A 14,344-nucleotide genomic window follows, 5' to 3' on the forward strand; every position below is an offset into this window, starting at 1 on the left:
GTCCATATCCTGATACGAGCGTCGTGACCAAACCGCAGATGACCAACCGACCTGGGGACCGCGAAGAGGTCGAACTGGGGGTCAAGACCAGACCCCGCACGCAGCGGCCTCCGATGTACAAGGTATTGCTGCTGAACGACGATTTCACGCCGATGGAATTCGTCGTGCATGTGCTTGAGCGGCTGTTCAACATGAACCACGCCCAGGCGATCGAGATCATGCTGACGGTTCATCGCAAGGGGGTGGCCGTCGTCGGCGTCTTCTCGCACGAGATCGCCGAAACCAAGGTGGCGCAGGTCATGGAACTGGCCCGCCGCCAGCAGCATCCGCTGCAATGCACCATGGAAAAAGAGTAGAAATTGGCTGGATCACGGCTGGAACTTGTCTTTGGCGGCACGCCGCCCGAAGGGCGCATGCTGCTGATCGGCGCGGGCGCCGCGACCGATCTTTCGTCCTTCGATCCTGCCCGCGTGCAGATCGTGCAGGGCTTTTATCCCGACCACCAGGCGCTGAAATCGCGAGGCTACGACGTCGAGACGGCGGCCTCGGGCGATTTCGACGGCGCCGTGGTCTTTTTGCCGCGGGCGCGGGCCGAGGCGCGGGCGCGCATCGCCGAGGCCGCGGCGCGGCTGGCGCCAGGCGCCCCGCTGTGGATCGACGGGCAAAAGACCGACGGCGTCGATGCGGTGATGAAGGAGATGCGCGCCCTGGCCCCGGTGGACGAGGTCCAGTCGCGCGCCCATGGCAAGATCTTCCGGGTGACGCTGCCCCAGCCGGGCTGGCTGCCCGAGGGCTGGGCGGCGCAGGATCACCTGGCCGCACCCGGCATGGTGACGCGGCCGGGCGTGTTCTCGGCCGACGGGCCGGACCCCGCCTCGCAGGCGCTGGCGGCGGCGCTGCCCGAGAAACTGCCGACCCGCATCGTCGACCTGGGCGCGGGCTGGGGCTGGCTTTCGGCGCAGATCCTGACCCATCCCGGCGTCGAGCTGCTGCACCTGGTCGAGGCCGATGCCGCGGCTCTGGACTGCGCGCGGCGCAACATTGCCGATCCGCGCGCGCGCTTTCACTGGGCGGATGCGCTGGATTTCCGCCTGCCCGAGCCGGTGAACGGCGTGATCATGAACCCGCCCTTCCACGAGGGGCGGGCGGCCGACCCGAGGCTCGGTGCCGGCTTCATCCGTGCGGCGGCGGGGCTGCTGACCGGGGCGGGGCGGCTGTGGATGGTGGCCAACCGCCACCTTCCCTATGAGCAGGCGCTGCGCGAATGCTTTGCCGAAGTCACCGAGCTGGGCGGAGACGCGCGGTTCAAGATCCTGACCGCCTCGGGCGCGCGGCGCGGCGGTGCCGGGCGGCCCCAGTCGAAAGGCCCGCAGTCGAAAGCCCCCCTGTCGAGAGCGAGGAAAAGATGAGCCTGTCCATCCAGGGCAAGACCGCCATCGTGACCGGCGCCGCCCGCGGCATCGGCCTGGCCATCGCCCGCCATTTCGAGGAGGCGGGCGCCAATGTCATGTTCGCCGACAGCGACGAGGCGGCGCTGATGACCGAACTGGGCGACCAGGCCGCGGCCGAGGGGCCGGTGCGCGCCTTTGCCGGCGACCTGGGGCAGAAGCTGACGCTGGCGAACCTGGTCTCGGCCACCATCGACGCCTTCGACCGGGTGGACATCCTGGTCAATGCGCATCGCATGGTGCAGGGCTGCGACCCGCTGACGGTAAACGACGACCTGCTGGGCGACATGCTGCGCCAGAACATGAGTTCCGGCCTGCGCCTGTCGCAGATGGTCGCCAAGCGGATGATGGCCCAGGCCGAGGAGGCGGGCGAGGAGGCGATCCAGCACGGCGCCATCGTCAACGTCACCTCGCTGGCCGCCGACTGGCCGCAGCCGCAGATGCTGGCCTATTCCATCGCCAGCGCGGCGCAGGCGCAGGCGACGCGCTCGCTCGCCTCGGCCCTGGCGCCCAAGCGGATCAGGGTGAACGGCGTGGCCTTCGCCAGCATCATGTCGAACAACCTGCAGCTGAAGCTGCGCGAGGATCCGGGCCTGCGCGACCGCATGATCGCGGCGACGCCCCTGGGCCGGATCGCCGGGGCGGACGAACTGGCGGCGACGGTGCAGTTCCTGGCCAGCGAGGCGTCGAGCTTTGTCACCGGGCAGATCCTGCGCGTCGATGGTGGCCGCAGCCTGGGCGACCCGCTGGCGCCCGGCGTCTACTGAGCGTTATCCGTCCTTTTCGGGATAGGCGGCCTTGCAGGCGTCGACCGCGGCGCGGGCGGCGGGCATCAGCGCCTGCTTGCGCGCCAGCAGGTTGTCGCGCTTGCGCGTCTCGGCCGCCGGGTCGATCGGCACCCGGTAGCGCTCGGTATCGGCGACGTCGCGCAGGCAGGGGCGATAGCCCAGCCGGCGGTTGCCGTCCTTGTCCACCCAGACATAGCGGCAATCTTCCCATTGGGTGCGCATCACCGTGCGCTCTTCCCAGGCATAGCCGCGCGCCAGGTTGGCCTCGACTTCGGCCAGCAGGTTCGAGACGGTGCGATATTCACGGGTGTTGCGGCTGAAGCATTGCTCTTGCGGGGTTCCGCAGGATGCGACAACCAGAACAGGCATCAGGGCAAGCAGGATGTTGCGGGTCATGGCCGGGATCTCTAGTTGTTTCGTCCGAAGCATAAGCCCGTCCCCCAGGTGGGGCAATTCACGAATGCGGAGGCAAGCCCATGGAAATGCACGATGAGCGACAGAAGGCCGCGGCCTGGTTCCGCGAGCTGCGCGACCGCATCGTGGCCGCCTTCGAGGCGCTGGAGGATCGCGGCCCCGGCAGCGCCGCGCCCGGCCGTTTCGAGGTCCGCGAGACCCGGCGCGGCGAGGATGGCGGCGGCGGGCTGATGTCGGTCATGCGCGGCGGCCGGGTCTTCGAAAAGGTCGGCGTGAACTGGTCGGCGGTGCATGGCGAACTGTCCCCTGCCGCCCGCCAGGCCATGGCGGCCCGCGGCGTGCCGGGGATCGAGGCGGACCCGCGCTTCTGGGCCTCGGGGATCAGCCTGGTCGCGCATATGCAGAACCCGCATGCGCCGGCGGTGCACATGAACACGCGCATGTTCTGGACGCCGGGCGCCTGGTGGTTCGGCGGCGGCGCCGACCTGAACCCCTGCCTGGAATATGCCGAGGATACCGCGCATTTCCACGACACCCTGCGCGCTGCCTGCGCCCCGCATGGCGCCGATTACTACGACCGCTTCAAGGCCTGGGCGGACGAGTATTTCTTTGTCCCGCATCGCGGAAGGGCGCGGGGCGTGGGCGGCATCTTCTATGACGACCTGAACAGCGGCGACTGGCATGCCGATTTCGCCTTTACCAGGGCGGTGGGCGAGGCTTTCCTGCCCGCCTTCCTGCCCCTGGCCGAAAAGCGCATGGCCCGGCCCTGGGACGAGGCGGACAAGGACGCGCAACTGATCCATCGCGGCCTCTATGCGGAATACAACCTGGTCTATGACCGCGGCACCAAGTTCGGCCTGGCCACCGGCCACGACCCCGAGGCGGTGCTGATGAGCCTGCCGCCCATGGCGAAATGGGCCTGATGCCGGACTGGCCGGACCTTTACCTGATGCGGCACGGCCAGACGGTCTGGAACGCCGAGGGGCGGATGCAGGGCCGGCTGGATTCCCCGCTTACCCCGCTGGGCGAGGCGCAGGCGCGGCGGCTGGCCTGGCTGGTGCGCGATCTGCGCGGCATGGCGCGGCTTGCCAGCACCGCGGGGCGGGCGCAGCAGACCGCGCGCATCGCCTTTGGCGGGCAGGGCTTTGCCCTGGACGAGCGCCTGCATGAAATCGATATCGGCGAATTCAGCGGCCGGCTTTCGTCGGAACTGCACGCGGCGCACCCGGAAGCCTTCGCCCGCGGGCCGCTGGACTGGTATGACCTGGCGCCGGGGGGCGAGCATTTCGCCGGGCTCGAGGCGCGGGTGCGCGCATTCCTGGACGACCTGGACGGCCCGGCGCTGATCGTGACGCATGGCATCACCCTGCGCATGCTGCGGCTGGTGGCCATGGACCTGCCGCTGGAGCGGCTGGCCGAAATGCCGGTCAGCCAGGGCGGGCTGCACCTGGTCAGCCGCGGCCGGCACCGGATGTTTCTCTGACGCTCAGGATTTCGCCGGCAAGGGACGGGCAGGGTTGCCGACCACGGTCGCGCCGGCTGCCACGTCGCGGGTCACGACCGCGCCGGCGCCGACGATGGCGCCGTCGCCGATGCTGACGCCCGGCAGCACGACCGCGCCGCCGCCGACCCAGACGTCATCGCCGATGGTGATGGGCTTGCCCCATTCGACGCCCTTGGCACGGCTGTCGCGCTCGCGCGGGCGGTCCTCGGTCAGCAATTGCACGGCGGTGCCGAACTGGCAGCGCGCGCCGATGCGGATTTCGCAGATGTCCATGAAGAAGCAGCCGTAATTCACGAAGCAATCCGGCCCGAAATGGATGTGCTTGCCGTAATCGACATGAAAGGGCGTGCGGATCACCGCGCCGTTCCAGGTGCCCAGCAATTGCGTCAGGGTGCGGGCGCGGGTCTTGTCGCCGATAATGGTGGCGTTGTAGTCGCGCATCAATCCCTGCGCGGCCTTGCGCATCGCCACCAACTCGCCATCGCCGGGATTGTAGGGCCGGCCGGCCAGCATGTCCTCGCGCGCCGTCAAATGAAGCCAAGCTCCAGGCGGGCCTCTTCGGACATCATGTCCATGCCCCATTGCGGCAGGAAGGTCATCTCGACATCGACCTGCTTGACGCCGGGCAGCGGCTCGACCGCATCGGCGACCCAGCCGGGCATCTCGCCCGCGACGGGGCAGCCGGGCGCGGTCAGGGTCATGACGATGCGCACCGCATTCTCGTTGTCGATGGCGATGGTATAGATCAGCCCCAGGTCGAAGATATTGACCGGGATTTCCGGGTCGTAGACCGTCTTGCAGGCCTCGACCACGCTTTCGTAAAGGGGATGGTCGGTCGTCGAAGGCGCGATCAGCGGGTCGCCTTCCTTGAGATTCTCGGTGCTCATGCGGCGTGTCCTGTAAAATCTTGGCAATGATATAGGACTTGTGCCTTCCGGGGTCCAGAGCCGCTTAGAAGCGGAAGTTCAGCCGCCGCGCCACGCCGATGCTGATCGAGGGCTGGCTGCGGGTCTGCACCAGGGGCGAATCGCCGGCATCGCCCAGCAGCCGGCCATAGGTCAGCCGCCCCATCAGCGCCGTGTCGGGCATGAATTCGTAACGCGCCTCGACGCTGACGCGGGCGATATAGGCGCCGCCGTCGGGGCTGTGGGCGGCGCGGCCCGGCCGCGATTCGTTCCCGTCGACGCCGAAATAGGTGCCAACGAAATCCTGGTCGCCCAGGCCCAGCTCGGCCCCGGTCCAAAGCGTCAGCCTGTCGTTGACCTCATAGCGGTATTTCGCGCCCAGTTCGCCCGCCACGCCGTGATGGCCGCCGAAGCCCTTGCGGATGGCGCCATAGCTGGTCATGTCGCCCATGCGCCAGGACAGCTTCACCCCGAATTCGCCGGCGCGGCCGATGTCGCGCATGCCGCGCAGATCCTCGTGATCGTCGGCATCGCGCTTGCCCACATAGTTCAGCGAGGGCAGGATCGAGATCCCGTCCTTCTTGCCGCGGTCGGCATCGCCGTTGCGCAGGATGATCCAGGGCGAGGCGTCCAGGTTGTCCGACCCCATGAACTCGGGGCTGTATTTCACCCCCAGCCCGGCATCGACCGAAAGCCCGCGCCCAAGCCCCAGCGACTGCGCCGCGGCGGGCGAGGTCAGGGCGGTGGCGGCAAGAAGCGCAAGCGCGGCAATCCGGGTCATGGCGAATCCTTATCAAATCGGTCGGCACCCTGCGTCGAAACCCGGCATCAGGGCAAGCGGAGTCTAGCGAATTTTAGACAATAATTCGCGGGTGTTGCGCTCAGGCCCGCTGGGCTTCCTCCAGCCGCTCCAGCGCCTCCATCCACAACCCCTCGGCGCGCTGCATCGCCTCGCTGGCCTCGGCATGCTTGCGGCCCCAGGCCTCGGCCTTCTGCGCGTCGTCATAGGTCGCGGGATCGGCCATGATCGCATCCAGCTTTTCCAGCATGGCGGTCAGCTTTTCAACCCGCTCCTCGGCCCGGCGGGCCTCGGCGCGCAGCTCCAGAACCTTCTCGCGCGCGGGGCGTTTGGGCGCCGGTTTCGCCTCGGGCTTCGGCTCGGACTTCTCCTCGCCGGCCAGCAGCATGCGGCGATAGTCGTCCAGGTCGCCCTGCCAGGGGCTGACCCCGCCCTGGTCCACCAGCCACAGCCGGTCGGCCACCAGGTTCAGCAGGTGCATGTCATGGCTGACCAGCACCACGGCGCCGGTATAGTCGTTCAGTGCCTCGGTCAGCGCCTCGCGCGATTCGATGTCCAGGTGGTTGGTCGGCTCGTCCAGGATCAGCAGATGCGGCGCGTCGATGGTCGCGAGCAGCAGCGACAGCCGCGCCTTCTGCCCGCCGGACAGCTGGCCGACGCGGGTCTCGGCCTGGGCCTCCATCAGCCCGAAGCCGGCCAGTCGGGCGCGCAGCCGGGCCGGCGGCTCGTCCGGGCGCAGCCGGCGGACATGGTCCAGCGGCGTGTCCATCAGTTCCAGCTCGTCGACCTGGTGCTGGGCGAAATAGCCGATGCGCAGCTTGCCCGAACGCGCGATCCGCCCCTCCATCGCCTCCAGCCGCCCGGCCAGAAGCTTGGACAGCGTGGACTTGCCCTGGCCGTTGCGACCCAAAAGCGCGATGCGGTCGTCCTGGTCGATGCGCAGGTTCAGCCGCCGCAGCACCGCGCGCCCGTCATAGCCGACCGAAACCCCGTCCAGCGAGACGATGGGCGGCGACAGCTGGTCGGGCTGCGGAAAGCCGAAGCGGTGGAACTTCGCCTCTTCCGGGGCGGTGATCGGCTCCATCCTTTCCAGCATCTTGATGCGGGCCTGGGCCTGGCGCGCCTTGGTGGCCTTGGCACGGAAACGGTCGACGAAGCTTTGCAGATGGGCGCGGCGGGCGTCCTGCTTCCTGGCCTCGGCGGCCTGCAGGGCGCGCTTCTCGGCCCGCGTCCGCGCGAAGGTGTCGTAGCCGCCGGAGTAAAGCAGCAGCTTGCGATCCTCCAGGTGCAGGATATGGCCGACGGCGCGGTTCAGCAGGTCGCGGTCATGGCTGATGACGATGACGGTATGGGGATATTTCGCCAGGTAGCTTTCCAGCCACAGCGCGCCTTCCAGGTCCAGGTAGTTGGTCGGCTCGTCCAGCAGCAGCAGGTCGGGTTGGGAAAACAGCACGCCGGCCAGCGCCACGCGCATGCGCCAGCCGCCGGAATAGTCGCTGGTCGGCCGGGCCTGGTCCTCGGTCGAAAAGCCCAGGCCGCGCAGGATGGTCGCGGCCCGCGCCTCGGCGGACCAGGCATCGATGTCGGCCAGCCGGGTCTGGATCTCGGCGATGCGGGCGGGATCGGCGGCGCTTGCGGATTCGGCGATCAGGGCGGCGCGCTCGGCGTCCGCCTCCAGCACCGTCTCCAGCACGCTCGTCGCGGTGCCGGGCGCTTCCTGCGCGACGCCGCCGATGCGGGCGCGGGGCGGCAGGGTGATGGCGCCGCCGTCCAGGCCCAGCTCGCCCCGGATCAGCCGGAACAGCGTGGTCTTGCCGGCGCCGTTCGGGCCGACCAGGCCGACCTTGTGGCCGTCGGGGATGGTGGCCGAGGCGTGCTCGAACAGCGGCCGTCCGGCGATGGAATAGGATATGTCGTCGATGCGCAGCATGCGCCCCCGCATGGCGCAAGCCGCGCGCGCCGTCAATGCCGTCATCAAAGCCCCGTGCCAAGGCGCGGGCCGGGGCCGCGCCGGCTTTTCAAGCGCCGCCGCCCATGCTAACGGGGCGCGGATTTCCGCGCCACCTGCGGCCGGAACAAGGAAAAGGACGATCCCATGGCCATCGAACGCACGCTTTCGATCATCAAACCCGACGCCACCAAGCGCAACCTGACCGGCAAGATCAACGCCAAGTTCGAGGAAGCCGGCCTGCGCATCGTCGCGCAAAAGCGCATCCAGCTGACGCTGGCGCAAGCCGGCCAGTTCTATGCCGAACACAAGGAACGCCCGTTCTACGGCGAGCTGACCGAATTCATGACCTCCGAGCCGGTGGTGGTGCAGGTACTGGAAGGCGAGGGCGCCATCCTGAAGAACCGCGAAGTCATGGGCGCGACCAACCCGGCCAATGCCGACGAGGGCACCATCCGCAAGGAATTCGCCCTCTCGGTCGGCGAAAACTCGGTCCATGGCTCGGACAGCCCCGAAGCCGCGGCGCGCGAGATCGCCTTCTTCTTCTCGGGCCTCGAACTGGTCGGCTGAGCCCGGCTTCTTCGTTCCCCAAATACCCATCGGAAAAGGCCGCCCACCGAGGCGGCCTTTTTCCTGCCGCGCCGTCACCGTTTCCCGAATACCCAAGGCAGGGCCGCCCGTCGAGGCGGCCCTTGCCCTATTGCCGCCTGGCGCTCAGCTCGAACCCCACGGCCACGGCAAAGCCCACGGTGCCTTCGTCGGCATAGCTCGCACCGATGCCGAAATCGCGGCGGTCGAGCTGCATCCGGCCCTGCGCCTGCGCCACGTCGCCCTCGATGACCAGCTCAAAGGGCAGGGCGGCCTCGACCGCCTGGCCGGCGACGGTCAGCCGGCCCTGCGCGACATGCGGCTGCCCCTCGGCCGCGGGCGGCAGGATCTCGGCCTCGAAGACGGCGGTCGGATGGGCGGCGGCATCCAGGAAATCCGGTCCCTTGGCGGCGTCGCTGACCGCGCCCAGCGTCAACGAGGCGATGTCGACCTCGACCCGCACCTGCCCGGTCCGGCTGTCCGGGTCATAGGAAATATCGGCCTGCCATTGGCCGAACTGGCCCGCGACCGGATTGCCGGCCTGGACAACCTCGATCTCCAGCTTGCCCTGGTCCACCGCCCAGCCCGCACCCGAGGCGGTCGCAGGCACGGATGCCGCCGGCTGCTGCACCGCGGGCGCGTCGGCCGGAATCGAGGTCGACACCAAGGCCGGCACCAGGGCGATGCCGACCCAAAGCCCCAGCCCCGCCACGGCCGCCAGCAGATGCGGCAGGATGCCCGAGGCCGGGGCGGTCGGTTCGGGCGCGAGCGCGGGATCGCCGGCCATGCGGTGCATGGTGCCGTCGCGGTCGATGACCGCATGCTTCAGCGCGCCCAGGACATGCAGCAGGATCAGCCCGGCCAGCAGCCACCAGCCCAATTCGTGAAAGACCCCGAAACGCTCGGACAGGGCCACGTCCTCGGGCACGAAGGGCAGGCGCTGCCCGAAGGGCCAGAGGATGCGGGCAAAGCCGCCCGGCGCCGCCGAATGCAAGAGCCAACCCGACAGCGGCATGACGATCATGCCGATCCACAGCGCCCAATGCACCGCCTCGGCGCCAAGGGTCTCCAGCCGCCGCTCGGGGTGCAGGGGGCCGGGCTTCGGCTGCCCCAGCGTCCAGAGCAACCGCGCCGCCACCAGGACCAGCGCCGCCATGCCCAGGGTCTTGTGCAGGGAATAGGCGGCGAAGATCGCCTGCATCTGCGCGTCGCCGCCCTCGGGCAGGTTGTCCGCGTAAAGCCCGACGGCGATCGCGGCCAGGATCAGGACGGCGACCGTCCAGTGGAAGAAGCGGGCGACCCAGCCATAGGCGCGGTCGGTATTGCTGGCCTTCATCGGATTTCTCCCATCGCTTCGCGCCAATGGCGCCGGCAGAGCGAGACATAGGTTTCATTGCCGCCGATCTGGACCTGGGCGCCCTGGTGCAGCACGCGGCCCCCTTCGTCCTGGCGCACGACCATGGTGGCCTTGCGCCCGCAATGGCAGATGGTGCGCACCTCGCGCAGGTCGTCGGCCAAGGCCAGCAGCGCCGCCGAGCCGGGAAACAGCCGGCCGCGGAAATCGACCCGCAGCCCATAGCACATCACCGGCTGGCCAAGATCGTCGGCGACGCGGGCCAGTTGCCAGACCTGGTCCTCGGTCAGGAACTGCGCCTCGTCGACGAAGATGCAGGCGGCATCGCGGCCCTCGGCCTCGATCAGGGCGAAAAGATCGGCCTCGGGGGTGAAACCCAGCGCGGGCTCGGCGATGCCGATGCGGCTGGCGATGCGGCCGCTGCCGGCGCGGTCGTCCAGCGCCGCGGTCAGCAGCAGCGTCGCCATGCCGCGCTCGCGGTAGTTGTAGGACGCCTGCAGCAAGAGCGTGCTCTTGCCGGCGTTCATCGTGGAATAATGAAAGTAAAGCTTGGCCATGCCGGCAGATAGCCGCGACGGCCCGATGGTCGCAAGCCGCCGCGACGGGGCGGCGGCTCACGTTTGCGCGTATATCGGCGGGATCAGCTGCGCTGCGTCGATTTCGGCGCGCGCGAGGGGCGCCGGGCAGGGCGCTTGCGCGCCGCGCCTTGGGCCGGGCGGGCGGCCGGGCCGCCGCGCTCGCGGATCTTGGCCGCCTCAAAGGGTTCCTCGCCACCGACCACGGCGATCTTGGCCTTCATCGCCTTTTCGATGGCGCGCAGCTCGCCGATCTCGGTGGGCGAGCAGAAGGCGATGGCGCGGCCGTCGCGCCCGGCGCGGGCGGTGCGGCCGATGCGGTGGACATAGTTTTCCGGCACGTTCGGCAGGTCGTAGTTATAGACATGCGCCACCTGCGGAATGTCGAGCCCGCGCGCCGCCACGTCGGTCGCGACCAGCACCTTGGTCTCGCCGGCGCGGAAGCTCGCCAATGCCCGCTCGCGCTGGCCCTGGCTCTTGTTGCCGTGGATCGCGGCGACCTTGAAGCCCCATTTCTCCAGAAGCTTCGACAGCTTTTCCGAACCGTGCTTGGTGCGGCCGAAGACGATGGCCAGCTCGTCCACATGTTTCGACAGGTATTCCGCCAGCAGGGTCGCCTTGTCGCCCTGGTTGACGAAATGCACGCCCTGGTCGATCTTTTCCGCCGCCTGTCCGGGCGGGTTCACCGCCACGCGCAGGGGATCGTTCAGGTAGCTGTCGGCCAGCTCCTCCATCAGCTTCGGCATGGTGGCCGAGAACAGCAGCGTCTGGCGTTCGCGCGGCAGCATCTTGGCGATGCGGCGCAGCGCGTGGATGAAGCCGATGTCCAGCATCTGGTCGGCCTCGTCCAGCACCAGATACTTGGTCTGCGACAGGTCCACGGCGCCGCGCTCGATCAGGTCGATCAGCCGGCCCGGCGTCGCGATCAGCACGTCGACGCCGCGTTCCAGCCGCTGGGTCTGCACGTTGATCGAGGCGCCGCCGACGACGCGGAACTGCCGGATCGGCGTGCCGATGGCATAGTTGTCGATATTCTCGGCGATCTGGGTCGCCAGTTCCCGCGTCGGCGCCAGGATCAGCGCGCGGCAGGTCTTGGGCTCGGGCTTGCGGCCGATGTTCAGCAGCCGGGTCAGCATCGGCAGGCCGAAGGCCGCCGTCTTGCCGGTGCCGGTCTGCGCCAGGCCCAGAAGGTCGCGGCCGGCGACGATGCCGGGGATGGATTTCTCCTGGATGGGGGAGGGGGTCTCGATCCCCAGGCCCGGCAGGTTGATCGCCACGCGCGGGTCGATCCCCATGCGGGTGAAGGCGGTGTCCATCTCGGGGATGGCGCGGCGGATGAACTTCTCTTCCGGCTCGGCGCGGTGACGGCGGTGGTTGGTGTTGGGCTTGTCGCTGCGGAAGCGCGGCTTGCCGCCTTGCTGGGCGCGGGGGTTGCCCGAACGGTTCGGGCGGGTGGTTTCGTTCGTCATGTCGTCTTTCGGCCAGGTCGCCCGCGTATCGGCGCGCATGGCTGGGGCCGCGCGGATCGCACGGCTGGTTGCGAGGGGCGGGCGTGGATACGGTGATGCCCGCAGCCTCCCCGCGTGAATGGGAAACTGGAAAATCGGTGCCGACCTTGGCGCAAGGGCGCCGGCTGCTCACGCGGCAGCGGGCGGCAACCCGTCGCAAATGAGGGTTCCTGCCGCGAAAGTCAAGCGCGGTCTGCGGAATCCATCCAGATCGTCACCGGACCGTCATTGACCAGCGACACCTGCATGTCGGCGCCGAAGGAGCCGGTCTCGACCGGCAGGCCGAGTGCGCGCAGCGCCTCGGCAAAGCGCAGATACAGCGCCTCGCCGCGCTCGGGCGCCTCGGCGGTGGAAAATCCGGGGCGGTTGCCGGTGCTGGTGTCGGCGGCGAGCGTGAACTGGCTGACCACCAGAACCGCGCCGCCGATGTCCTGGACCGATCGGTTCATCTTGCCGGCCTCGTCGCGGAAGATGCGCAGCTTGGCCACGCGCGCGGCCAGTTTCGCCGCCGCGTCCTCGGGATCGCCGCGCATGGCGCAGACCAGCACCAGCAGGCCCGGCCCGATGCGGCCGATGCTGCGGCCCGCGACCGTGACCTGGGCCTCGGCGACACGCTGGACCAGGGCCCGCATCTCAGCCGCCCAGCATGATGCCCAGCACGACCAGCATCAGCCCCAGGACCGACGCGGCCAGCGCGGCCATGTTCACGGCGACCACCTTGCGCATGGTGGCGCGCATCTGGTCGTCGTCCGAGATCCGCGCCTTGGCCCGCGCGGCGGTGACGATGCACCATGCCAGCGCAACGAGCCCGATCACCGTCAGCCCGGTTCCGCCCCAGATCAGCCCGTCCCAGATCGTCATCTTCCGCCTCCGTCTGCCAGCGACGGCCTAGCGGCGATTGCGCCCGGCCGCAAGACCGCCTAGACCCGCGGCGGAAAGCATGGAGATGGTGTCGCGGCCTTGCGCGCCGCGCATCGCGATCCGCAACAGCAAATGGAGCAGCAAATGGATTCGTATCAGGTGACTGCGGACGAACTGCGTCAGTTCGTGGAGCGGATCGAGCATCTGGAGCAGGAAAAGAAGGACATCGCCGAGCAGATCAAGGAGGTCTACGCCGAGAGCAAGGGGCGCGGCTACGACACCAAGGCGCTGAGGTCCATCATTTCGCTGAGAAAGAAGGACAAGGACCAGGTCGCTGAAGAAGAAGCGGTGCTGGAAATCTACAAGCAGGCCCTGAACATGGCCTGAAGCCCTTGATCGGGCCGGCTTCCCTTGGCCCGATCCGTTCGCATGCGCTTTTGCGTCATGCCGCGCCTGCGCGTCGATGCGGCCTGTCCTGGCCCTCGGGCGCATGATGATCGGACCGCTGCGAGATGGTGCTTTTAGGAGCCGTCTGGTTGTAGCGGCTCCGACAGGGCCGCCCGCGCACGGGCATTCCTTAACAGCTCGAGCGGTTGCTTGCCGGGTGGGAATACGGCGCAACCGACGATCACGCCATCATGAAGGTGGATCAGCCGGGGAACGGCGGAATTTGCGCGGCTGAAGCCGGATGGTGATGGCGGGAGTTGGGGTATATTTGGTTACATAACTCCGGTTATCGGGGAAATTCAACCATAGGGTGATCTAGGATGTCGAACAACCGAAATAATGACCATTCGGGCCCCTTTTTGTCCTTTCTACAACCAATTACTGTCCATCGCTTCGACTGGCTCTGCAATAAATTCGGCAATTTCAATGCATTACCTGGAAGCGCTCAATCGCCGCCCGTGATCGTGATCTGCTGCACAGGCCCGGATCCGACCCGTTGACGGTCGAGTCGCTGCCCGGCAAGGTCGTTTCAATCCGTTCCGGAGCGATGGCGCGGCCTGACGGCTGCCGGATCTCCGGAGTTTCCAAACCCTCACGATCCCGCCGGAAAGCGCCGCTTTTCCGAACGACGGAGCCGTGTCTCGAAAGCGATCACGATGCCGCAGCAACACGCGTTTCATCAAGGCTTTGCTGCAGGCTTCAGGGCCGACACGGCCCGCTCACATGCGCTGAGTGAAAACCCGCCGGCGTTCGGTCGTGCGCCCCTTGCCCTGAACCCGCCCCTATCCTGCCTCACCGCACGGCCGGCTGACCCCGGTCAACGACCCGGCTTTGCCGAAAGGAATCCCGCATGCCCCGCATCCCGTTCCTTCTCGTCCGAACCTTCGATCCCGGAGAAACGCTCGCCTCGCTCGAGGATCGGTTCCTCCGGCATCTAGGTAAACTGCGCGGCGTGGACCCTTTCGCCGATGAGGGCTGGGAGCGCACCGAGAGCGCCTCGCCGGATTGCGCATCCCAGGCAAGGCAACTCTCGCCCTGATTGGCGAGCGCAATGGCATCAACCCGTCCTGCGGCAGCAAGGACCGCCCGGATGTTCTTCAACAACTCATCCGGATCGTGCTCCACCCATCCAGCCTCTGGATGGTGCTGGGAGTGCCTGCGGCTGGCAGCCAGCCCGCGAGCGGATCATGCAGGAATGGCGCCGC

Annotated in this window: 18 protein-coding genes; 8 read left to right on the plus strand and 10 right to left on the minus strand. The window is 68.2% G+C overall.

Features of this window, described 5'->3' with window-relative positions; all coding sequences use genetic code 11:
- Positions 1–38: 38 nt before the first annotated feature.
- From clpS to E3U26_RS02345, 3 genes are read left to right on the plus strand one after another with little or no spacing between them, the layout of a single operon-like run.
- The gene (gene clpS, locus E3U26_RS02335) at positions 39–356 is read left to right on the plus strand and encodes an ATP-dependent Clp protease adapter ClpS (protein ID WP_024845416.1); all 318 of its coding nucleotides are present in this window, start codon (positions 39–41) and stop codon (positions 354–356) included.
- 3 nt (positions 357–359) lie between these two features.
- Positions 360–1,409 carry a class I SAM-dependent methyltransferase gene (locus E3U26_RS02340; RefSeq protein ID WP_499105336.1) on the plus strand — a complete coding sequence of 350 codons (1,050 nt, stop codon included), beginning with the start codon at positions 360–362 and terminating at the stop codon, positions 1,407–1,409.
- Positions 1,406–2,215, plus strand: coding sequence for an SDR family NAD(P)-dependent oxidoreductase (locus E3U26_RS02345; protein WP_036758495.1), 810 nt, complete (start codon positions 1,406–1,408; stop codon positions 2,213–2,215). The genes E3U26_RS02340 and E3U26_RS02345 overlap by 4 nt, the downstream gene beginning before the upstream one ends.
- A 3-nt stretch (positions 2,216–2,218) precedes the next feature.
- Here the strand turns inward: E3U26_RS02345 and E3U26_RS02350 are convergent, their stop codons facing one another.
- Positions 2,219–2,632, minus strand: coding sequence for a hypothetical protein (locus E3U26_RS02350; protein ID WP_499105337.1), 414 nt, complete (start codon positions 2,630–2,632; stop codon positions 2,219–2,221).
- Positions 2,633–2,712: 80 nt separating this feature from the next.
- On the opposite strand from E3U26_RS02350, the gene hemF reads away from it, so the two are divergent.
- Positions 2,713–3,573, plus strand: coding sequence for an oxygen-dependent coproporphyrinogen oxidase (gene hemF, locus E3U26_RS02355; RefSeq protein WP_449044512.1), 861 nt, complete (start codon positions 2,713–2,715; stop codon positions 3,571–3,573).
- Complete coding sequence (locus E3U26_RS02360; protein ID WP_499105338.1) at positions 3,573–4,133, plus strand: histidine phosphatase family protein; 561 nt, start codon at positions 3,573–3,575, stop codon at positions 4,131–4,133. The genes hemF and E3U26_RS02360 overlap by 1 nt, the downstream gene beginning before the upstream one ends.
- A 3-nt stretch (positions 4,134–4,136) precedes the next feature.
- Here E3U26_RS02360 and E3U26_RS02365 read toward each other — a convergent pair whose 3' ends face one another.
- The 4 genes from E3U26_RS02365 to E3U26_RS02380 all read right to left on the minus strand — a co-directional run bounded on the left by E3U26_RS02365 (position 4,137) and on the right by E3U26_RS02380 (position 7,788).
- Positions 4,137–4,685, minus strand: coding sequence for a sugar O-acetyltransferase (locus E3U26_RS02365; RefSeq protein ID WP_208021383.1), 549 nt, complete (start codon positions 4,683–4,685; stop codon positions 4,137–4,139).
- Positions 4,682–5,041, minus strand: coding sequence for a DUF59 domain-containing protein (locus E3U26_RS02370; protein ID WP_036758506.1), 360 nt, complete (start codon positions 5,039–5,041; stop codon positions 4,682–4,684). Before E3U26_RS02370 ends, E3U26_RS02365 begins: the two co-directional genes overlap by 4 nt.
- 64 nt (positions 5,042–5,105) lie before the next feature.
- Positions 5,106–5,840 (minus strand): MipA/OmpV family protein, encoded by a 735-nt coding sequence (locus tag E3U26_RS02375; RefSeq protein WP_114535534.1) that lies wholly within the window; start codon positions 5,838–5,840, stop codon positions 5,106–5,108.
- A 100-nt stretch (positions 5,841–5,940) separates the two neighbouring features.
- Complete coding sequence (locus tag E3U26_RS02380; RefSeq protein WP_036758546.1) at positions 5,941–7,788, minus strand: ABC-F family ATP-binding cassette domain-containing protein; 1,848 nt, start codon at positions 7,786–7,788, stop codon at positions 5,941–5,943.
- Positions 7,789–7,953: 165 nt separating this feature from the next.
- On the opposite strand from E3U26_RS02380, the gene ndk reads away from it, so the two are divergent.
- On the plus strand, positions 7,954–8,376 hold the full coding sequence (gene ndk / locus E3U26_RS02385; protein ID WP_011748041.1) for a nucleoside-diphosphate kinase: 423 nt from the start codon (positions 7,954–7,956) through the stop codon (positions 8,374–8,376).
- Positions 8,377–8,503: 127 nt separating this feature from the next.
- Here ndk and E3U26_RS02390 read toward each other — a convergent pair whose 3' ends face one another.
- The 5 genes from E3U26_RS02390 to E3U26_RS02410 form a co-directional block, all read right to left on the minus strand.
- Positions 8,504–9,730 carry a cytochrome b/b6 domain-containing protein gene (locus E3U26_RS02390; RefSeq protein ID WP_499105339.1) on the minus strand — a complete coding sequence of 409 codons (1,227 nt, stop codon included), beginning with the start codon at positions 9,728–9,730 and terminating at the stop codon, positions 8,504–8,506.
- Entirely contained in the window at positions 9,727–10,305 is a 579-nt protein-coding gene (locus tag E3U26_RS02395) for a thymidine kinase (protein WP_036758515.1), read from the minus strand. Before E3U26_RS02395 ends, E3U26_RS02390 begins: the two co-directional genes overlap by 4 nt.
- An 83-nt stretch (positions 10,306–10,388) precedes the next feature.
- Complete coding sequence (locus tag E3U26_RS02400) at positions 10,389–11,792, minus strand: DEAD/DEAH box helicase (RefSeq protein ID WP_499105340.1); 1,404 nt, start codon at positions 11,790–11,792, stop codon at positions 10,389–10,391.
- A gap of 221 nt (positions 11,793–12,013) precedes the next feature.
- Positions 12,014–12,463 (minus strand): D-aminoacyl-tRNA deacylase, encoded by a 450-nt coding sequence (dtd, locus tag E3U26_RS02405; RefSeq protein WP_214272764.1) that lies wholly within the window; start codon positions 12,461–12,463, stop codon positions 12,014–12,016.
- Position 12,464: 1 nt separating this feature from the next.
- On the minus strand, positions 12,465–12,692 hold the full coding sequence (locus tag E3U26_RS02410; protein ID WP_083539265.1) for a hypothetical protein: 228 nt from the start codon (positions 12,690–12,692) through the stop codon (positions 12,465–12,467).
- A 144-nt stretch (positions 12,693–12,836) separates the two neighbouring features.
- Here E3U26_RS02410 and E3U26_RS02415 point away from each other — a divergent pair, with 144 nt between their 5' ends.
- A complete protein-coding gene (locus tag E3U26_RS02415) occupies positions 12,837–13,079 on the plus strand; it encodes a DUF2312 domain-containing protein (protein ID WP_083539266.1) in 243 nt (80 codons plus the stop codon).
- A 910-nt stretch (positions 13,080–13,989) separates the two neighbouring features.
- Positions 13,990–14,178, plus strand: coding sequence for a hypothetical protein (locus E3U26_RS02420; protein WP_036758520.1), 189 nt, complete (start codon positions 13,990–13,992; stop codon positions 14,176–14,178).
- Positions 14,179–14,344 lie beyond the last annotated feature (166 nt).

The organism is Paracoccus ferrooxidans (assembly GCF_029909815.1).
Classification (GTDB): Bacteria; Pseudomonadota; Alphaproteobacteria; order Rhodobacterales; family Rhodobacteraceae; genus Paracoccus; species Paracoccus versutus.